Source organism: Streptomyces sp. NPDC046862 (genome assembly GCF_040704615.1).
Lineage (GTDB): Bacteria > Actinomycetota > Actinomycetes > Streptomycetales > Streptomycetaceae > Streptomyces.
Map to the genome: position 1 here is coordinate 326394 of NZ_JBEYXP010000004.1, position 19873 is coordinate 346266.

Below are 19873 nucleotides of genomic sequence, written 5' to 3' on the forward strand. Positions count from 1 at the left end.
CCCCTCACGCACCCCTCTCAAAACCAGTCCACTGCCCTGCGATTGGCCTTGGCCCGCCACTCCACCCGGCACCTAACGTCGGACCATGCGGATTCGAATCGTCGACGCCTTCACAGACCGCCCCTTCACCGGCAACCCGGCGGGAGTCGTCCTCCTCGACGCCTTCCCCGACGACACCTGGCTCCAGAACGTGGCCCGGGAGGTCAACCACCCCGAGACGGCGTTCGCCCACCGCCTGCCCGAGGACGGCGAGGCCGACTGGGCCCTGCGCTGGTTCACGCCCGAAACCGAGGTCGCGATGTGCGGCCACGCCACGCTCGCCACAGCACACGTCCTCTCCACCACCGGCGCCCACACCGGACCTGTCCGGTTCGCCACCCTCAGCGGAGTACTCGTCGCGACGGCCCACGAGGACGGCTCCCTCACCCTGGACTTCCCCACCGCGCCCCTCACCCCGGCCGAACTCCCCGACGGCGTGGCCGAGGCACTGAGCGCCCAGCCGCTCACCGCCCTCGACACCGGCCCGAACATCGGTGACCTGCTGCTCGAACTCGCCGACGAGAAGACCGTCCTCGGTCTCGCCCCCGACCTGAGGGCTCTCGGCCGCTACTCCGAGCGCGGCGTCATCGCCACGGCCCGCGCCGAAGACCCCTCCCAGGGCTACGACTTCGTCTCGCGCTGCTTCTTCCCGAACGTCGGCATCGACGAGGACCACGTCACGGGCAGCGCGCACACGGCCCTCGCCCCGTTCTGGTCCGACCGTCTCGGCCGCCGCGCCCTCACCGGCCTTCAGGCCTCACGGCGCTCCGGCCTGGTCCGCACAGAGGTCCACGGCGACCGGACCCTCCTGACCGGCCACGCGGTCACGGTCATCGAGGGCGAGCTGCTCGCCTGACGACACACATACAAGGGGGCGCACCGCCGGCTCCACGCCGGACCGCGCGCCCCTCATCCGCTTCACCCTCGTCGCGCACGCTCACGCCGTCGGCAGCCAGCCGACCTTGCCCGCCAGCAGTGCGTACCCGACGAACGCGCCGATGTCGAGCAGCGAGTGCGCCACCACCAGCGGCCCGACCCGCCCCCAGCGCCGGTACAGGTAGACGAACACCACGCCCATCACCATGTTGCCGATGAAACCGCCGATGCCCTGGTAGAGGTGGTACGAGCCGCGCAGCACCGAGCTCGCCATCAGCGCGGCCCCCGCGCTCCAGCCCAACTGGCCGAGCCTGCGCAGCAGATACCCGACGACGATGACCTCTTCGAGGACCGCGTTCTGGATCGCGGAGAGAATCAGGACGGGGTACTTCCACCACACGTCGGGCAGCGCCTCGGGCACCACCGTGAGGTTGAAACCGAGGCCGCGGGCCGCGAGGTAGAACGCGATGCCCGTGCTGCCGATCACCGCCGCGATCGCCGCCCCGCGCCCGAGGTCGAACCACGGCTTCGTCCGGTCGAAGCCGAGCGTCCGCAGCCCCGCGCCCTCTCGCAACAGGAAGTGCGCGACGAGTGCGACCGGCACCAGCGCCGTCGTGATACCGAAGAGCTGCCAGGCGAGGTCCAGCCATGGGCGGCCCGGAGCGGCCGAGGCATTCATCGTCGCGGCCTGATCCTTCAGGCCTCCCGGCTTCGTCACCGATCCGACAAAGCTGATCAGAGCGGATACCGCGCTCGCGCCGAGCGAAAGCGCCAGAACGAGCAGCGTCTCGTTCCGGAACATCCGTCGAGCCGATCCGTCCAGCGGCAAAGAATCGGCCACCGACCCCGCCTCCACCTGCACTTATGCCTCCAGTTCGGTCATCCCACCGCATCTCCATCTTCGCCCCGAAAAGGTCTCGAAAGGAGTTGCGAAGATCGTGCCACGAGATCCGAACAGGGAGGGCACCATCCCCTGGGACGTCACAGCTTGCCCGATCATCCCAGGGCGGGCGCACCCGGCCCTCGACCACCCAGCCCGTCCGGCGCTTGAGGACGAGGCCGTTCAGGCCGACAGCGGGGGTCTGGGGCGGCAGCCCCCAGGGACAGGAGGGGGCGGGTAGGGGCGGCGGGGGCGGGAAACCCACCGCTCACCCCAACAGCACCGGCTCCGACAACCCCACCGGCCACGTATGCACCGGCTCCCCCACATGCATCAGCTCGCAATACCTCCGCGTCGTCGCAGCCAGCGCCGCATCCCGGTCGAGCCCCTTCTCCAGCGCCCGATGGAACGTTTCCGCCTGCCAGCTCGCCCCGTTCACCCGCCTCCGGCACCGCTCCTCGATCACTCGGAGGTAGAAGTCCCGGTCCGCCCGCTCGACACCCCACGCATCCAGCCCCGCCTCGGCCAGCGGCAGCAACTCGTCGCGGACGAGGCTCACCGCGTCGACCTCCACGACCCCGCCGTACCGTCCCCGCCGGGGCCACCGCAGCCGCGCGTCGATGCCATGCCGGCAGGCCTCGTCGAAGTTGGCGGCGGCGACCTCGAAGGGCAGGCGCGTCCACACCGGCCGCGACTCCTCGGCGAGCGCCCGCACGACCCCGTAGTAGAAGGCCGCGTTGGCGATGACGTCGGTGATCGTCGGCCCCGCGGGCAGCACCCGGTTCTCCACCCTCAGGTGGGGCACGCCGTCAGCGATGCCGTACACAGGCCGGTTCCAGCGGTACACCGTGCCGTTGTGCAGGACGAGCTCCCCGAGCTTGGGGGTGCCCCCCTGATCGAGGGCCTGCAACGGGTCCTCCTCGTCGCAGATCGGCAGCAGCGCGGGGAAGAAGCGCAGGTTCTCCTCAAAGAGGTCGTACGCCGAGGAGATCCACCGCTCCCCGAACCAGGTACGCGGCCGCACACCCTGCGCCTGGAGCTCGGGGGGCCGGGTGTCGGTGGACTGCTGGAACAGCGGAGGCCGCGACTCCCGCCACAACTCGTGCCCGAACAGGAAGGGGGCGTTGGCGCCCACGGCGACCTGTGCCGCCGCCACCGCCTGCGCCGCGTTCCACACGCCGGCGAACCGGTCCGGGGTGACCTGGAGGTGCAGCTGCACGGAAGTGCAGGCGGCTTCGGGCGCGATCGACTTCGACGTGCACACGAGCCGCTCCACGCCGTCGATGTCGAGCGCGAAGTCCTCTCCGCGAGCGGCCACGATCTGGTCGTTGAGCAGGGTGTAGCGGTCCACGTCGGAGAGGTTCGAGGAGACCAGGTCGTCCCGGCCGAGCGTGGGCAGAATGCCGATCATCACGATGCCCGCGTCGAGCTCACCCGCCTTGCGGTCAGCATATGCCAGGGACGTGCGGAGCTCCTCGGAAAGCCGGTCGAATACGAGGCCCCCCAATCGGTGTGGGGCTATGTTGACTTCCAGGTTGAACATGGCGAGTTCTGTTTGGAAATCACGGCTCGCTATGCGCTCCAGTACCTGGGCATTCATCATTCTGGGCAGTCCGTCGGCACCCACGAGATTCAGCTCGATCTCCAGCCCCATCAGGTTCTTGGGCCGGTCGAACCGCTTCTCCTCCAACAGCCGCTCGAGCCCCGTCAGGCACTGACGGAGCTTGTCACGGTAGCGGTGTCGATCGGACAGGTCGAACGACCCCGCCACGACCTTCTCCCCCATCGAAGTGTCCCCTCCTCTGATGGGCAGGCCGACGATCCGGCCGCTGCTGTCCCGGGTCACGGTGGATGATGCCCAGGCAGCGCGATCGATAACGTCCCACATCGCGTCCCTCCATAGCGCCCCCGGGCGGACCCGTCACCCGCTACGCTGACCGAGTACCCATTGGCACATTCAGTAGGCATGAAGTAGTACGCGGTTTCTACGCCTGACGGCCTCGTGAAAAACGCCGACGAGAACCGGCCGACCGTTGCTCGGAGAATTTCCGAGGTCACCGGCGCACACGTCACGTGTAATCGGGATGAATCCCGCATTATCAAGACCGAATAGTGCCTTGCTCTTCATATCCGGGACGGCTAGCGGAAACATCACCTGAACACGACTCGTATAAAATCCGCGAAACGAGGCAGAGAGCTGGCGCTCGCGGTCCTCGGCCTGCCGTCAGGTGACGTACGGCAGTCCGCCCTCCCGCACCGGACCCCAGGCCCCCGCGTCTCTGATCCCGAGAGCTGACAGCGCCGTCCGCCCCCGCCCTCGCGCCACCATGCCTGTCGAATGAGAGGCGACCCACCATGCCGCTGCATGTCCCTCCGGCTCCCGCGCCCGCATTGCGCACCGTCCTCACGGCACTCGGTTCTCCCACCGCCGTCCGCGAGGCCCGCACTCCGTCCCTGCGCAGCGCCCAGGGACCCGTGACGCCCGAACTCCCGCTGCCCGTCCACGTACTCGACCGCATCACACCCGAGGGCGCGTCCGCCACCCGGCTGGCCGGGTGGCGTTTCCTGATCCGCTGCGGCGACCGCGCGGTGGCCGCGGCGGAAACCAGGCTGACGCCCGATGGCTGGGCCTTCTCACACTTCTTCGAAGGCCCGTACGTCGCCGCCACCGAGCTGGCCCTGGGCGAGGCGGAGTCCCTGCAGCAGCCGTATCAGGCGCGTCTGCTGTCGGTGCCCGAGCTGTACATGCTCACGCTCTGGCTGCACGGCGACTGCACCGCGGACGGCGCCGCCGGCCATCCTGCGGCCACGGATCTCCTTGTGCCACTGGCCCCCGCCCCGCCCGGCATCGCGGCCAACCGTCCGCACCGGGTCGCGGACCTGCTGCCGGTCCTGACCCACCGGGTGACTCCCGCCCCGCTGCTCAGCGCCTGACCCTGCTCACCCGGCGGCCTCCGCACCCGCCCCCGACGACTTCCGTACCCCGCCCCGGAAAAAGACCGGCGGCGGGGTACGGCTTTCTCCTCTACGGGTTTCACCACTTCGACGGGATTCTCCGCTCTTTCGTGCGCGATAACGCTCGTACGAGCCGGATAAACCCCCGGTCGGCATGGACTAGCCCCATCCGACCACGGCGAACCACCCGAAAGGACAGTGTCGTTGCGATGAACCGACCGCGTGTGAGATGCGTCATCAATCTGTGAGAAAACGGTGCCGCAAAAGCGCTGCGGATTGACGCTCGTAGGGCAACACTGGGACCCACCGACTTATCGCAACGGGGGCGGCCATGAACAACGCTTCAAGCCGCGAGTCAGCCACGACAGCCATCCCACACACCACGACAAACCGAGAGATCCCGACCACCATGTGCCAGCATCAGCCACCGTGTCCGACAGCCGCATCCGCCGACCGGGAGTCCGCCCGCCTCGTGGCGCACCACCCGGAGCAGGGGTGGAGCCTCCTGTGCAACGGCGTTCTGCTCTTCGAGGACACCGGTGAGCTCCTGCCCGACGGCCAGATCATCGCCCCGCGCCGCGCGCAGGCGATGACGGTCGCCTGAGCCACAGGCGACACGGGCGGGCATCCGCCCGGAGAAACCAGGGGCCGGCCGGAGAAGCACTCTCCGAACCGGCCCCGACGCGTATCCAGGTGTGACTACTCTTCGTAAGCGTCCAGCGGCGGGCAGGAGCAGACCAGGTTCCGGTCGCCGAAGGCCTGGTCGATCCGGCGCACCGGCGGCCAGTACTTGTCCGCGGCGGACACGCCCGCCGGGAACACGGCCTCCTCGCGCGAGTAGGCGTGCTCCCAGTCCCCGCCGAGCGCTGCGGCCGTGTGCGGGGCGCCCCGCAGCGGGTTGTCGTCGGCCGGCCACTGCCCGGACCCGACGCGCTCGATCTCCGCGCGGATCGCGATCATCGCCTCGCAGAACCGGTCCAGCTCGGTGAGGTCCTCGGACTCGGTCGGCTCGATCATCAGCGTCCCGGCCACGGGGAACGACATGGTCGGAGCGTGGAAGCCGTAGTCGATCAGCCGCTTGGCGACGTCGTCGACGCTCACGCCGGTCGCCTTGGTCAGCGGGCGAAGGTCGATGATGCACTCGTGCGCGACGAGCCCACCGGGACCGGTGTAGAGCACCGGGTAGTGCGGCTCCAGGCGCTTGGCGATGTAGTTGGCACTGAGGACGGCCACCTGCGTGGCGCGCTTGAGCCCCTCACCGCCCATGAGCCGGACGTACGCCCATGAGATGGGCAGGATGCCCGCGGATCCCCACGGGGCGGCCGAGATCGGGCCCACGCCCGTCTCCGGCCCGGCCGCGGGCTGCAGCGGGTGGTTCGGCAGGTACGGCGCCAGGTGCGCCCGTACCCCGACCGGGCCCACGCCCGGACCGCCGCCACCGTGCGGGATGCAGAACGTCTTGTGCAGGTTCAGGTGCGAGACGTCGCCGCCGAAGTGGCCGGGCTTGGCCAGGCCCACCAGCGCGTTGAGGTTCGCGCCGTCGATGTACACCTGACCGCCCGCGTCGTGCACGGCCCCGCAGACGTCGGCGACGTGCTCCTCGAACACGCCGTGCGTCGACGGGTACGTGATCATCAGCACCGCCAGCTCCTCGCGGTACTGCTCGATCTTGGCCCGCAGGTCCTCGACGTCGATCTCACCGTCCGCGGCGGTCTTCACGACGACGACCTTCATGCCGGCCATGACGGCGCTGGCCGCGTTCGTGCCGTGCGCGGAGGACGGGATGAGGCAGACGGTGCGCTGCTCGTCGCCATTGGCCCGGTGGTAGCCGCGCACAGCGAGCAGACCGGCCAGTTCGCCCTGGGAGCCCGCGTTCGGCTGGAGCGACACCTTGTCGTACCCGGTGACCTCGGCGAGACGTTCCTCCAGCTCGGTGATGAGCGTGAGGTAGCCCTGCACCTGGTCGGCGGGCGCGAAGGGGTGCAGCTGCCCGAACTCGGGCCAGGTGACCGCCTCCATCTCGGTGGTCGCGTTGAGCTTCATGGTGCAGGAGCCCAGCGGGATCATGCCGCGGTCGAGGGCGTAGTCGCGGTCGGCCAGCCTGCGCAGATAGCGCAGCATCGCGGTCTCGGAGCGGTACTGGTGGAAGACCGGGTGGGCCAGGTACTCGTCGGTGCGCAGCTGCGCGGCCGGCAGTGTGTCCTCGGTCGCCGCGTCCAGCGCCTCGATGTCGCCCTTGACCCCGAACGCCGTCCACACCGCGCCCAGTTGGGCCCGCGCGGTGGTCTCGTCACACGCGATCGACACCTGGTCGGCGTCCACGAGCCGGAGGTTGACGCCCTGCTCGCGCGCGGCCGCGACGACCTCGGCGGCCCGTCCCGGCACCCGCGTGGTCAGCGTGTCGAAGTAGGCGCTGTGCACCACCTCGACACCGCCCTCCGCGAGACCGGCGGCGAGGATCGTGGCGTAGCGGTGCGTACGCCGGGCGATGGCCCTCAACCCTTCGGGGCCGTGGTAGACGGCGTACAGGCCGGCCATCACGGCGAGCAGCACCTGGGCGGTGCAGATGTTGCTGGTCGCCTTCTCCCGGCGGATGTGCTGCTCCCGCGTCTGCAGGGCGAGCCGGTACGCCTTGTGTCCGTCCGCGTCCACGGAGACGCCCACGAGCCGCCCCGGCAGGCTGCGAGCGAACTTCTCGTGGACGGCCATGTATCCGGCGTGCGGCCCGCCGAAGCCCATCGGCACGCCGAAGCGCTGCGTCGTCCCGACCGCGATGTCGGCGCCCAGCTCTCCGGGCGAGGTCAGCAGGGTGAGCGCGAGCAGGTCGGCGGCCACGGTGACCAGCGCGCCCAGCTCGTGCGCCCGGTCGATGACCGGCTTGAGATCCCGGACGGCGCCGGAGGCGCCCGGGTACTGCAGGAGAACACCGTTGATCTCACGCTCGGCGATCCCGGCCGGGATGCCCTCGCTCAGATCGGCGACGACGACCTCGACACCGGTCGGCTCGGCACGCGTCTCGATCACGGCGACGGTCTGCGGCAGGGTGTCCGCGTCGACCAGGAAGAGGCCCTTCTTGTTCTTGCCCATGCGCCGGGACAGCGCCATCGCCTCGGCCGCGGCCGTTCCCTCGTCCAGCAGCGACGCACCCGAGGTCGGCAGGCCGGTCAGGTCGGCGACCATGGTCTGGAAGTTCAGCAGCGCTTCGAGGCGTCCCTGCGAGATCTCCGGCTGGTACGGCGTGTAGGCCGTGTACCAGGCCGGGTTCTCCATGACGTTCCGCAGGATGACCGGCGGCGTGAACGTCCCGTGGTAGCCCAGGCCGATCATGGAGTCCAGCACCTGGTTCCGGTCCGCGAGGGAGCGCAGCTCGGCGAGGACCTCGGCCTCGGTGCGCGCACCCGGCAGTTCCAGCGCGTCGGCGTTCTTGATCACGTCCGGAACCGCGGCGGTGGTCAGCTCCTCGAGCGAGCCGTACCCGACCTGGGCGAGCATCTTCGCTCTGGCCTCCAGATCGGGACCGATGTGGCGCTGCTCGAACGGGGTGCCCTGTTCGAGTTCGGAGAGCGGAATGCGATCGGCGGTCATTGCGGAGGCCTCCTGGTCTGACGCGACCTTCGAGGGACACCACGGCAGGGGTGTCCGGACGGCCTCCCCCTCTGTCATCTCAACCTGAGAGCTTCACCGGGCTGCCCTAGGGCCCCGGCTTTCACCGTCGGTGAGAGCGGAAGCCGTCGACACCCGCTCTGCTTTCCAGAGTGACCTCGTCCGTGCGGTACAGGGGCCTGAGAGATTCCGGGGAGGAGTTGCTCCTTCGGCGCCTCCGATGGAGCCGGAGGACTCTCCCGCACGGGGTCAGCAGCCGATGTCAGCCTACCAGCGCGACCAACGCACGCGTCTTCGAGTGGCCACCTTCCTCGATGTGCCTTTTCGTAGTCCTAGGGACGAGTTGCACCATATGCGACGACTTGGAGGGCCCGTGCAGACCGACATCGATCCGCGCAACCTGATCGGCCGCAAAGCGTTCGACCGCAAGGGCACCAAGATCGGCACCGTCGACGAGGTGTACCTCGACGACGCGACCGGGATCCCCGAGTGGGCGGCGATACGCATGGGCCTGTTCAGCCGTGACGCCTTCGTCCCCCTGGAGCCCAGCGAACTGGTGGAGGGCGCCCTCCGCGTCCCCTTCGACCGCGCCCTCATCAAGGACGCCCCCGACTTCGGCGTCGGCCGCCACCTCTCCCCGGAACAGGAACTCCAGCTCTACCACCACTACGGCCTGGACATCGCGCCTCCTCCCCCGGTGGACCGCGAGTTCGGCCAGATCGCGGGCTCGGAGGAGGCCTGAAGCGGACCGCGGACGCACGTTCACCCGTACGCCGCAACAGCCCCCGTCGCCCACGGCTCCCCCCTCTCGCTCTCGCCTCTCGCTCACGCGTCTCACATCCGGTCGACGATCTCCGACGGACGCTCCGCGCCCGAGCCGTGCGCCGCCTCGCCCACCAGCCCTGGAGCCACCACGGTCGGCCCACCCGGTATCAGCGGCAACGGATCGGCAGGCTGGAGGGCCTGGTCGTCGGTACGGAAGGTGCGGACACGGCCCGGCGCCGAGTCCGGCGTCTCGAAACGCACGGTCACCCGACCCAGCCCGCTGCCCTGCACCCACCCGTGTCCGAACTCGGTGTGCCGCACGTCGTGCCCAGCGGGCCAGCGCCGCTCGGCGGGCACCGCCTCCTCCCGGGCGGTCTCCTCCGCCGTGTCCTCGTCCTCGAGGTGGGTCTCCCCCGCCGCCTGGGCGAACAGGTCCTCCTGCGTGTAGTCGGCGAGCCCGCTGACCCCCACCCCGAGCAGCCGTACGCCTCCCGTGGTGTCCACGCCCTCCAGCAGCCGCGCCGCCGCCTCCCGCACCACGGCGGGATCGTCCGTGGGCCCGCGCAGGGTCTCGGACCGGGTCAGCGTCGAGAAGTCGTACCTCCGCACCTTCAGCACGATGGTCCGCCCGGACAGCCGCGCCCCGCGCAGCCGCCGCACGCACCGGTCCGCGAGCCGCTGCACCTCCATACGGACCCGCACACGATCGTGGATGTCCACGTCGTACGTGTCCTCCACCGACACCGACTTCGTGTCCCGCTCGGCCACCACGGGCCGGTCGTCGAGGGCCAGCGCCATGGCGTACAGACCGTGCCCGTGCGCCTTGCCCACCAGCCGCACGAGCTCGTCCTCACCCGCCTCCACGATCTCCTCGACCGTCGTGATCCCGGCCCTTCGCAGATGGTCGCCGGTAGCCGGCCCCACCCCCGGCAGGATCCGCACCGACTTCGGACCGAGCAGCGCCCTCTCGGTCCCCGGCTCGATGAGCACGAGGCCGTCCGGCTTGGCCTCCTCGGACGCGATTTTCGCGAGCATCTTGGAGGCCGCGAGCCCCACCGAACCGGTCAGCCCGGTCACGGCCCGGATGTCGGCGCGCAGCTTCGTCCCCGTGAGCCGCGCCGACTCCCCGTCCCGGGCCACTCCCCCGGCCTCGAGGTCGACGAACGCCTCGTCCAGGCTCAGCGGCTCCACCAGCGGCGACAGAGCCCGCAGCAGCCCCATGACCTGCTCGCTGATCGCCCGGTAGAACTCGAAACGCGGCACGAGATACGCGGCGTTCGGCGCGAGCCGCCGCGCCTGGCCCATGGGCATCGCCGAGTGCACCCCGAAGACCCGCGCCTCGTAGGAGGCGGTGGCGACCACCCCGCGCGGCCCGAGCCCGCCCACGATGACGGCCTTCCCACGCAGGCTCGGCTTGGACGCCTGCTCCGCCGAGGCATAGAAGGCATCCATGTCGAGATGCAGGATCGTGGGCGCGGTTCTCACATCTCCGATGCTGCCCTAAGCCACTGACAATGGGCCGCCGCAGCCGCGCCAGAGGGCTACCACGGGGTCTGCGGCCCCTCAGACCGCCCGGTTGCGCCGCCGCGCCAGCTCGTCCGTGGGGTTGTGGCCGACGAGCGTCTCACCCGTGTCGATGCGCTCTCCGTGCAGCTGCGACAGGGCGCTCTCCACGTCCCGCCACACCACGCCCACGGCGATCCCGAAGATGCCCTGCCCGCCCTGAAGCAGGGCGTGCACCTCGTCGGGTGACGTGCACTCGTAGACGGTCGCGCCGTCGCTCATCAGCGTCATCCGCTCCAGATCCCGAAAGCCACGCTCTCTGAGGTGCTGGACAGCGGTGCGGATGTTCTGCAACGACACGCCGGTGTCGAGGAACCGCTTCACGATCTTCAGGACGACGACGTCCCGGAAGCTGTACAGCCGCTGCGTACCGGACCCGTAGGCAGGCCGTACGCTTGGCTCCACGAGGCCCGTACGGGCCCAGTAGTCGAGCTGCCGGTAGGTGATGCCCGCGGCCGCGCACGCGGTGGGGCCGCGGTAACCGATCTGCTGCGCCGCCTCGGACGCCGCCGCCTCGGACGCCGCCCCCGCGTCGACCGGAACCGGGGCCGGCCTGGGCGGGACGTGACCGGCCGCGTTGCCGTGGAGCGGGTACGGGCCGCCGCCCCCCGGACCACGTCCGTGGGCGCCCCCAGCCGTACCGTCGCCGCTGCTTCCCACGCCGACCTCCGTCCTTGACCTGCCTTCTCGACGGTAGGCAGTCACCAGGGGTGCGTCAACGATCGCCACACTCGGCACGCCGAGTGATAATCACCCAACGAGTGGTTTCCCGTGCCCTCCCGCGGGGAAAGGCTAGCCGAATGCGCTTCCGTCGAGCCGGGTAACACCGTGCTGTCGCCGGTACACACGCCGCACACGAGCACGAATCGCCCAGCTGTCCGGGGCCTCTGGCCTCCCACACCGGTGGCACCGGTGACACCGATCACGCGGACGAAAATGGGCCCCAGACCAGGCCCCGTGGGGCGCGCCCTCGGCTCGACGGCCTCCACGGCCGGACAGCTCCATCGCTGCGGGCCGCCCTTACGGGCGGTACCGCACTCCGGACCCCGGCCGCGTCACTGACTGTTCGTGCCGAAGTCCTCGGGCGAGATCTGGTCGAGGAACTCGCGGAACTTCTCCACCTCGTCCTCCTGCTCGTCCGGGATGGCGATGCCGGCATCGTCCAGCACCCCGTCACTGCCGAAGATCGGCGTCCCGGTACGCAGGGCCAGCGCTATGGCGTCGGACGGGCGTGCACTCACCTCGACCCCGCTGGCGAACACCAGCTCCGCGTAGAAGACGCCCTCACGCAGATCCGTGATGCGTACTTCCGTGAGCTCCTGGCCGACGGCCTCCAGCACGTCCTTGAACAGGTCGTGGGTCAGCGGTCGAGCGGGGGCCATGCCCTGCTGGGCGAAAGCGATCGCCGTCGCCTCCCCCGGCCCGATCCAGATGGGGAGGTAACGGTCGCCTCCCACTTCACGCAGGAGCACGATCGGTTGGTTGGAGGGCATTTCGACCCGGACACCTACGACATCGAGCTCGTTCACACAGCAACCCTAGGCCGTGCGCGGGACGTTTGGGTAGTCGGACAGATATTGGCCCACCAGACCGGCCCCATCCACCCCGGGGAGTCAGGGCAGCCTTACTCCGAGCGCGGTCCGCACCAGCGCGGCGTGCAGCTTCACCGTGAGCCCCGCCAGCTCCTTCGTACGGGCCTCCGCATGGGCCCTGGTCTGCGGATTGCGATGGCGCCGAAGAGGGGCCACCACCTGGTCGACCAGGCCTGCCTCACGGTCGGCTGCGGCCTTCATGGCCCGAAGATGCCGTGGCTCGATCCCGAACCGCCCGAGTTCCACCAGAAGAGTGGCCACCGTCGCCGCCTCGGGGTCATACGCCCCGTCGGGCAGCGCACAGACCAGTCCGTACGACTCCCACTCGGCCAGCTGCTCCTCACAGATCCCGGCCACGGACAGCAACTCCGCACGCCCGAGCCGGGCCACCGTCGGCTCCTCGGGCTCTCCGAAGAGCTCCTCGAACCCCTGCTCCCCGTCACCGGTGTCCCGCTGGCGCCCCACGACGGGCAGGCGTACCGGCTCACCTCGCTCCAGGGCGTCCAGATGCTCCCGGATCACCTTCAGCGGCAGATAGTGGTCCCGCTGCATCCTCAGCACGTGCCCGAGACGCTCGACGTCCTCCGCACTGAACTTCCGGTACCCGGAGGGGGTACGCTGCGGCTCGACCAGCCCCTCCGACTCCAGGAACCGGATCTTGGAGATCGTCACTTCGGGAAACTCGTCACGCAGCACGTTCAGCACTGTGCCGATGCTCATCAGTCCGCTGTCCGTCGCGGCGGCGCCGTTCCCGGCACCGCCGCTCGGTGTATGAAGCATGGACCTTCCCTGGGGGTCCCCCCGGACGGAGATCCGGGGGAGGCTCAGTAGCCCCGCTGGCTCGCGTAGAAGACCAGGCGGTACTTGCCGATCTGCACCTCGTCACCGTTCGAGAGCGAGACCTGGTCGATCCGCTCCCGGTTGACGTACGTGCCGTTCAGGCTGCCGACGTCGGCGACCGTGAAGGAGCCGTCCGCCCCGCGACGGAACTCCACATGACGGCGCGAGACGGTCACGTCGTCCAGGAAGATGTCGCTCTGCGGATGACGCCCAGCCGTGGTCAGGTCACCGTCCAGGAGGAACCGGCTGCCCGAGTTGGGGCCGCGGCGCACCACAAGGAGGGCCGAGCCGAGCGGCAGCGCGTCGACGGCGGCCTGAGCCTCGGGAGAGAGGGCCGGGACGGCCGTCTGGCCCGTGGTCTCGGAGTCGTACGCCTCGAGGCCCGAGATGGAGATCGTGGAGGTCGTCTCCGACGGACGCTCGGGAGTCACCCCGGCCCGCAGCGGCGCGCCGCAGTTCGAGCAGAAACGGCTGTTCTCAGCGTTGCGGTTCCCGCACCTCGTACACACCAGGGCCGACATGGACGGATCCTCCTGCCGCGGCTGCCCCGCCGGGGCATTGGACGTGTACGGGCCGGGACCAAACCCTCCACCCGCACTTGAGGTTGACGGATCTCCGAAACCTATGCGGCCGGACTGGGCAGGGTCAACAGACGCCGCGCCCTGACCTCCGGAAATGTCACCGCCCGGACCAGCGACCTGGTCGCGGAACATGGGGCGCTGGCCCTCTTCGTCGGGCTGTGCACGGTGGCGAGCGGTAGCGTTTTCGCTGTCCTCTCGCGCGCTCTTGCCGAACAACTTCGCAAACAACTTCACGGGCGATTCCCCTTGACCGAAACAGACCCGCCCGTGGGGCAGGACGAACCCTGATTGACCACATCGGTCGACCCGGACATCCTCATAACGTCCGTATCCACCTGACAGTTTCCACCACGCACCACCCGTTCGATGCGTCGACCCCCCGCAACCTCATGCCCCCGCCGGACGGGCCCCATGCACCCGGGGTTCACTGGGAGGACGACCGAGCGTAGTCAGGCCGCTTCGCTGCTCGCAAGGCGTCCACGATGATCTTGTCCGCTCGCTCCACGGTCACGGTGGCCTGCTCCTTCTCCAGCGTCTGCACCACGCCTCCCGGGATGTTCAGTGCGGGCTCCAGATCCTGCGGCTTGCCGATGACCTTGAAACGATAGGGCTGGGTGATCTTGTTCCCGTCGACGCTGATCCCCTTGCCGGAGTCCGTCAGATACGTGCCGGCGACTACCCGCACACCGTTCACCTGGATCGCCTCCGCGCCGGCCGCGCGCAGCTCCTGGATCGCGTCGAGCAGCATGTCCGCCTCGACCGCTCCCTTCGTGTCGTTGATCGTCACCGTGATGCCCGGTCCCTGTGCCGCCACCGTGCCCGCGAGGATGCCGAGTTGCCTCTCCTTCTCGACCGTCTGCTTGCGGGCCTCCTCGGCCTGGTCCGAGCTGTTCTCCAACTCGGTGCGCTGATCCTCGAGCCCCTGCTTCTCCTCTTCCAGACGCTGAGTGCGGTCATCCAGTTCATCAAGGATGCGAACGAGGTCCGCCTGGCGTGCACCGCGCAGGGCGCTGTCGCTGTCACTGTTGGAGGCCACCTGCACGGCCAGGCCGAAGCCGAGGCCGAACAGCAGCAGGGCGACGATGAGTTGGGCACGAGAGAAGCGCGGCGGCCACAGACCCATGACGAGCCGCTGCCGACCGGTCAGAACGGGCTCCTCCGCCTCCTCGGTCGCCTCAGAGGGACCGGAGGACTGGGAAGGCAGGGACGGCACCTCTTTGGGTAGTTCCCGGCGCAGACGCGTCGTCGGCGTCTCCTCCTGGCCGCTGTTCTCGGGGCCGCCGCCCTTCCGGCCGCCGTTCTTCGCGGTGCCGTCCGCTGTGGTGCTGTTCGCGGGAGGGCCGTTCTTCGAGCCGCTGTCCTTGCGCAGGTTCGTCGTCGGCGTCTCGTCGTGCTCGCTCATCGGCCTCACGCCCGGAAGACGTGCCGACGGATCGCCGCGGCGTTGGAGAAGATGCGGATACCGAGGACGACCACGACGCCCGTGGACAGCTGGGCACCGACACCCAGCTTGTCGCCCAGGAACACGATCAGCGCGGCCACGACCACGTTCGACAGGAACGACACCACGAAGACCTTGTCGTCGAAGATGCCGTCCAGCATGGCGCGCAGACCTCCGAACACGGCGTCGAGCGCCGCCACGACGGCGATGGGGAGATACGGCTCGACCACCGCCGGAACCTCTGGGCGGACCAAGAGTCCGGCCACGACTCCCACGATGAGGCCCAGTACGGCGATCACGATGTGCCCTTCTCGGTTCTCGGTTCTGCTGTTCGTACGATCACGCTCGGTGCGGCCGGCAGTCGGACGTCGCCCTCGGCGGAGATGGCCGTCCGGATCCCGAAGTTCTCTTGCAGCGCGTGCAGGTACAGCCCGTCGGGGCTGTTCTGGAACCTGGTGCTCAGCTTTTTCCCGTCCCCCACGGCAAGCACCGTGTACGGCGGCACCAGCGGCTTGTTGTCGACCAGTATCGCGTCGCCCGCGGCCCTGATCGCGGACAGCGCGGTCAGCCGCTGCCCGTTGATCGAGATCGCCTCCGCCCCCGACTGCCACAGCCCGTTGACGACCCTCTGCATGTCACGGTCACGGACACGCCCGGTGTCGGAGAAGTCGGAGGTCTCGCGTGGGTCGCCGTCACCGCCCGACGTGGCTTCCTTGGCGTCGTCGACGACGAGTTTCACGCCGGGGCCGTGAACCCCGACGGCTCCCGACAGGACGCCCACGAGCTCCCCCTGGTCGCTCCCGCCGCCCTTTTTCAGCGCCTCGCGCTGCCGCGCACTCACGTCGGCTCGCAGGTCGTCGACGGCGCCTTCGAGCTTGTCCGCGGCCGCGGTCTCGCGCTCGATACGGTCGATGAGCTCCTCGCGCTCCTTGGCCACCACGGGGGCCGCGACGCGGGCCTGCGCCGCTCCCACGGTCACCACGAGAGCAGCGAGCACCAGACCGGCGGCGAGCCCGAGCTTGGCGCGCACGGTCTTGGGCATGCCGCTGGTGCCCTCGGCCTTCTTGCGGGCGGCGGCCTCGGCATACCCGTCGTCGAGGCTGTGGTCCATGACGTTGGTGAGCAGCGACATGGAGGCATCCGGGCGCGGGGGGCGCGAGGGTGTGCTCCGAACGGGGGGCTGCTGCGGCATGCCGCACATCGTCGCACGTCGCGGCCAGTACCTCCGAATGGCCCCACCGATGGGCCGATCGGCGTGCCGGACGGACCCCGTTGGGGGCACTCGTCCGGCGCGCCGCGTGTGCTCAGCGACCGGCGCTGTCCACCACCGCCGACCACTCGTCCAGGAGTGCCTGCGCGGAGGCGTCGTCCGGTCCCTCTGCCCACAGATGCGTGACGGCCTCGGCCGGATCGGGCAGCACCATCACCCACCGTCCGTCGGTCTCCACGACCCGTACGCCGTCAGTCGTGTCGACAAAGCGATCCCCGGCGGCCTCCACGACCCGCCGCATGACCAGTCCCTTGACGGCCCAGGGCGTCGCGAGATCCCGCTTCAGGACGTGTGCCCGCGGAATCCGCGCGTCGATCTGGCTGAGCGTGAGCTGCGTCCGTGCGACCAGCCCGATGAGCCGTACGAAGGCCGCGGTGCCGTCGAAGACGCTGCTGAACTCCGGCACGATGAACCCACCGCGCCCGTCCCCGCCGAAGATCGTGGAGTCGTCCCGCCCCACCCTGGTCAGATCGTCCGGCGACGTGGTCGTCCACTCCACCTGCGTCCCGTGGTACGCCGCAACCTGCTCGGCGATCCTCGTGGTGGTCACCGGCAGAGCCACGCGGCCGCTCCTCCGCTCCGCGGCCACCAGGTCCAGCATCACCAGCAGAGCCCGGTCGTCCTCGACGATGCGCCCCTTCTCGTCAACGAGCGAGAGCCGCTCACCCACGGGGTCGAACCGCACACCGAACGCGGCCCGCGACGACGCCACGATCTCGCCCAGCCGCACCAGCCCCGACCGCCGCATGTCCGCGGTCTCCGTCGGCCGGGATTCGTTGAGACCGGGATTGATGGTCAGCGAGTCCACCCCGAGCTTGCCCAGCAGACTGGGCAGTACGAGTCCGGCACTGCCGTTGGACGCGTCCACGACGACTTTGAGGCCCGACTCGGAGATCCCGGTCGTGTCGACGTTCCGCAGCAGCGATCCGGTGTACGAGTCGAAGACACTCGCCGGGAAGTGCAGATCGCCGATCTCTCCGGGGAACGCCCGCCGGTACTCCTGGCGTGCGAACACCCGGTCCAGTTTCCGCTGGCTCGCCTGGGAGAGGTCCGCCCCACGTCCGTCGAAGAACATGATGTCGACGGAGTCCGGCACTCCGGGCGTGGTCCGGATCATGATGCCGCCGGCGCTGCCCCTCGCGGTCTGCTGCCGGGCGACCGGCAGCGGCACGTTCTCCAGGTCGCGTACGTCGATGGCACTGGCCTGGAGCGCCGAGATGACCGCCCGCTTCAGAGCTCGGGCACCTCGGGAGTGGTCGCGGGCCGTGGTGACCGTGGAGCCCTTCTTCAGGGTCGTCGCATACGCGCCCGCGAGTCGTACGGCCAGTTCGGGCGTGATCTCCACGTTCAGGATGCCGGACACACCGCGGGCCCCGAAGAGGTGCGCCTGTCCTCGCGATTCCCAGATCACCGATGTGTTGACGAAGGCGCCGGCCTCGATGGTCTTGAACGGATAGACGCGTACGTTCCCCTGCACGATCGATTCTTCACCGATGAGGCACTCGTCACCGATGACGGCGCCGTCCTCGATCCGCGCGGCCCGCATGATGTCGGTGTTCTTTCCGACGACACAGCCCCGGAGATTGCTGTGCTGCCCGATGTACACGTTGTCGTGGACAACGGACTTGTGCAGGAAAGCCCCGCTTTTCACGACGACATTCGACCCGACGACGCTGTGCTCACGGATTTCCACGCCGGACTCGACCTTGGCGTAGTCACCGACATACAACGGCCCCCGCAGCACTGCGTCGGGGTGCACCTCGGCCCCCTCGGCGATCCATACCCCGGGCGAGAGCTCGAATCCGTCGATCTCGACGTCGACCTTGCCTTCCAGGACGTCGGCCTGCGCCTTGACGTAGCTCTCGTGGGTACCGACGTCCTCCCAGTAACCCTCCGCGATGTAGCCGTAGATCGGCTTGCCATCCTTCATCAACTGGGGGAAGACATCGCCGGACCAGTCGACGGGAACATCGGGCTCGACATAGTCGAAGACTTCGGGCTCCATCACATAGATGCCCGTGTTCACCGTGTCCGAGAAGACCTGGCCCCAGGTGGGCTTCTCCAGGAAGCGCTCCACCTTGCCTTCCTCGTCCACGATGGTGATGCCGAATTCGAGGGGGTTCGGTACCCGCGTCAGACAAACGGTGACCAGCGCACCCTTTTCCTTGTGGAAATTGATGAGCTCAGTGAGGTCGAAGTCGGTCAGAGCATCGCCGGAGATGACGAGGAACGCATCGTCCTTCAGTGCTTCCTCGGCGTTCTTGACGCTCCCGGCAGTTCCGAGTGGCTTCTCCTCATTGGCATAGGTGAGCTCCATTCCGAGCTCCTCACCGTCACCGAAGTAGTTCTTGACGAGCGAGGCCAAGAACTGGACAGTTACGACGGTCTCATTGAGCCCATGCCTTTTGAGCAGCCGCAACACGTGCTCCATGATCGGGCGGTTCGCCACGGGCAGGAGCGGTTTGGGCATGCTCGAGGTCATGGGGCGAAGGCGCGTGCCTTCGCCTCCGGCCATCACAACGGCCTTCATGTCGGAAGCGTCCTCCTTGAAGAGACGACGGTCTAGCCGACTTCACCCGTCCAGATTGTCCCGCACTTTTCCCCCACGGGCCATCAGGCCACTGCGGTCGCCCAATCGGGGCGAGCTCAATCGGCCAGGGCATCCGCCCTGACTAGTCGGCGGACCTGAACCACGTAGAGGATCCCTGCCCACCAGTACAGCGTTGTACCCCATCCGGCGAACGCCCATCCGAAAATAGCAGCGAGTGACGAGATCCATCCACTTCCGTCACTGAGCAACAGCAACGGGAAGGCGTACATCAAGTTGAAGGTAGCGGCTTTCCCGAGGAAGTTCACCTGGGGAGGGGGATAGCCGTGGCGTCTGAGGATGCCCACCATCACCAGCAGAACCAGTTCTCGCGCCAGAAGTACAGCGGTCAACCAAACTGGCAGAATCTCGCGCCAGGTGAGACCGACCAGGGTCGACAGAATGTAGAGCCGGTCGGCCGCGGGGTCGAGGAGCCGGCCCAGGCTGCTGATCTGGTTCCAGCGCCGGGCCAGTTTGCCGTCCAGGTAGTCACTGACGCCGCTCAGCGCCAGCACCAGAAGTGCCCAGCCGTCACTCTTCGGACCGCCGAACTCCGGCCAGAGGATCAGCCACAGGAAGACGGGCACACCAACGAGCCGCGCCATGCTGAGGATGTTCGGGATGGTGAGGACCCGGTCTGTCTGGATCCGGGTCTCCTGGACCTCCACCCGGGGGCCTCCTGTGGGAAACGAGCCAACGATGCCCCCTGACCTTACCTCAACGCAAAAAAGCTCTGGCTCCTGGGCGGGTGCCCAAGAACCAGAGCTCTAAAAGGAGTTCGGCGGTGTCCTACTCTCCCACAGGGTCCCCCCTGCAGTACCATCGGCGCTGTAAGGCTTAGCTTCCGGGTTCGGAATGTAACCGGGCGTTTCCCTCACGCT

At 68.8% G+C, this 19873-nt stretch carries 17 protein-coding genes, 1 rRNA gene and 1 riboswitch; of the genes, 4 read left to right on the plus strand and 14 right to left on the minus strand.

The genetic code is table 11. The features are described from left to right. The first annotated feature begins 85 nt into the window (after window positions 1–85). Window positions 86–895 carry a PhzF family phenazine biosynthesis protein gene (locus tag AB0959_RS06730; protein WP_366825202.1) on the plus strand — a complete coding sequence of 270 codons (810 nt, stop codon included), beginning with the start codon at window positions 86–88 and terminating at the stop codon, window positions 893–895. Window positions 896–976: 81 nt separating this feature from the next. Here AB0959_RS06730 and AB0959_RS06735 read toward each other — a convergent pair whose 3' ends face one another. Then, on the minus strand, window positions 977–1777 hold the full coding sequence (locus AB0959_RS06735; protein ID WP_366825203.1) for a type II CAAX endopeptidase family protein: 801 nt from the start codon (window positions 1775–1777) through the stop codon (window positions 977–979). 286 nt (window positions 1778–2063) lie between these two features. Then, window positions 2064–3581 (minus strand): glutamate--cysteine ligase, encoded by a 1518-nt coding sequence (locus AB0959_RS06740; RefSeq protein WP_366825204.1) that lies wholly within the window; start codon window positions 3579–3581, stop codon window positions 2064–2066. 569 nt (window positions 3582–4150) lie between these two features. On the opposite strand from AB0959_RS06740, the gene AB0959_RS06745 reads away from it, so the two are divergent. Continuing rightward, window positions 4151–4729, plus strand: coding sequence for a hypothetical protein (locus AB0959_RS06745; RefSeq protein WP_366825205.1), 579 nt, complete (start codon window positions 4151–4153; stop codon window positions 4727–4729). Window positions 4730–5159: 430 nt separating this feature from the next. Further along, window positions 5160–5354, plus strand: a complete 195-nt coding sequence (locus tag AB0959_RS06750; protein WP_366825206.1) for a DUF5999 family protein — start codon at window positions 5160–5162, stop codon at window positions 5352–5354. Between the two features lie 95 nt (window positions 5355–5449). On the opposite strand, the gene gcvP is transcribed toward AB0959_RS06750, so the two are convergent. After that, complete coding sequence (gene gcvP, locus AB0959_RS06755) at window positions 5450–8335, minus strand: aminomethyl-transferring glycine dehydrogenase (protein ID WP_366825207.1); 2886 nt, start codon at window positions 8333–8335, stop codon at window positions 5450–5452. Between the two features lie 175 nt (window positions 8336–8510). Beyond that, window positions 8511–8605, minus strand: a riboswitch (glycine riboswitch). A gap of 121 nt (window positions 8606–8726) precedes the next feature. Between gcvP and AB0959_RS06760 the strand changes: the two genes are divergently transcribed. Then, the gene (locus AB0959_RS06760) at window positions 8727–9095 is read left to right on the plus strand and encodes a PRC-barrel domain-containing protein (protein WP_366825208.1); all 369 of its coding nucleotides are present in this window, start codon (window positions 8727–8729) and stop codon (window positions 9093–9095) included. 92 nt (window positions 9096–9187) lie between these two features. Here the strand turns inward: AB0959_RS06760 and AB0959_RS06765 are convergent, their stop codons facing one another. The 11 genes from AB0959_RS06765 to rrf form a co-directional block, all read right to left on the minus strand. After that, entirely contained in the window at window positions 9188–10603 is a 1416-nt protein-coding gene (locus AB0959_RS06765; RefSeq protein ID WP_366825209.1) for a DNA polymerase IV, read from the minus strand. Window positions 10604–10681: 78 nt separating this feature from the next. Next, entirely contained in the window at window positions 10682–11341 is a 660-nt protein-coding gene (locus AB0959_RS06770; protein ID WP_366825210.1) for a MerR family transcriptional regulator, read from the minus strand. A gap of 395 nt (window positions 11342–11736) precedes the next feature. After that, window positions 11737–12210: a bifunctional nuclease family protein gene (locus AB0959_RS06775; protein WP_005475662.1), complete on the minus strand. Its 474-nt coding sequence runs from the start codon at window positions 12208–12210 to the stop codon at window positions 11737–11739. A gap of 84 nt (window positions 12211–12294) precedes the next feature. Further along, window positions 12295–13053, minus strand: coding sequence for a MerR family transcriptional regulator (locus AB0959_RS06780; protein WP_366825211.1), 759 nt, complete (start codon window positions 13051–13053; stop codon window positions 12295–12297). 44 nt (window positions 13054–13097) lie between these two features. Continuing rightward, window positions 13098–13928, minus strand: a complete 831-nt coding sequence (locus AB0959_RS06785; protein WP_366825212.1) for an FHA domain-containing protein — start codon at window positions 13926–13928, stop codon at window positions 13098–13100. Window positions 13929–14118: 190 nt separating this feature from the next. Next, complete coding sequence (locus AB0959_RS06790) at window positions 14119–15096, minus strand: DUF881 domain-containing protein (RefSeq protein WP_366825213.1); 978 nt, start codon at window positions 15094–15096, stop codon at window positions 14119–14121. Window positions 15097–15101: 5 nt separating this feature from the next. Then, a complete protein-coding gene (locus AB0959_RS06795; RefSeq protein WP_006134295.1) occupies window positions 15102–15434 on the minus strand; it encodes a small basic family protein in 333 nt (110 codons plus the stop codon). After that, window positions 15431–16336, minus strand: a complete 906-nt coding sequence (locus AB0959_RS06800) for a DUF881 domain-containing protein (RefSeq protein ID WP_366825214.1) — start codon at window positions 16334–16336, stop codon at window positions 15431–15433. Before AB0959_RS06800 ends, AB0959_RS06795 begins: the two co-directional genes overlap by 4 nt. A gap of 103 nt (window positions 16337–16439) precedes the next feature. After that, window positions 16440–18935 (minus strand): mannose-1-phosphate guanyltransferase, encoded by a 2496-nt coding sequence (locus AB0959_RS06805; RefSeq protein WP_366825215.1) that lies wholly within the window; start codon window positions 18933–18935, stop codon window positions 16440–16442. A 116-nt stretch (window positions 18936–19051) separates the two neighbouring features. After that, entirely contained in the window at window positions 19052–19660 is a 609-nt protein-coding gene (locus tag AB0959_RS06810) for a CDP-alcohol phosphatidyltransferase family protein (RefSeq protein WP_366825216.1), read from the minus strand. 108 nt (window positions 19661–19768) lie between these two features. Further along, window positions 19769–19873: ribosomal RNA gene (rrf, locus tag AB0959_RS06815) — 5S ribosomal RNA — on the minus strand; the annotation flags it as partial.

Coding starts and splice junctions, on each gene's coding strand:
- AB0959_RS06730 (WP_366825202.1), top strand. CDS start 86: ATGCGGATTCGAATCGTCGACGCCTTCACAGACCGCCCCTTCACCGGC.
- AB0959_RS06740 (WP_366825204.1), bottom strand. CDS start 3,581: ATGGGGGAGAAGGTCGTGGCGGGGTCGTTCGACCTGTCCGATCGACAC.
- AB0959_RS06745 (WP_366825205.1), top strand. CDS start 4,151: ATGCCGCTGCATGTCCCTCCGGCTCCCGCGCCCGCATTGCGCACCGTC.
- AB0959_RS06750 (WP_366825206.1), top strand. CDS start 5,160: ATGTGCCAGCATCAGCCACCGTGTCCGACAGCCGCATCCGCCGACCGG.
- gcvP (WP_366825207.1), bottom strand. CDS start 8,335: ATGACCGCCGATCGCATTCCGCTCTCCGAACTCGAACAGGGCACCCCG.
- AB0959_RS06780 (WP_366825211.1), bottom strand. CDS start 13,053: ATGCTTCATACACCGAGCGGCGGTGCCGGGAACGGCGCCGCCGCGACG.
- AB0959_RS06790 (WP_366825213.1), bottom strand. CDS start 15,096: ATGAGCGAGCACGACGAGACGCCGACGACGAACCTGCGCAAGGACAGC.
- AB0959_RS06800 (WP_366825214.1), bottom strand. CDS start 16,336: ATGTGCGGCATGCCGCAGCAGCCCCCCGTTCGGAGCACACCCTCGCGC.
- AB0959_RS06805 (WP_366825215.1), bottom strand. CDS start 18,935: ATGAAGGCCGTTGTGATGGCCGGAGGCGAAGGCACGCGCCTTCGCCCC.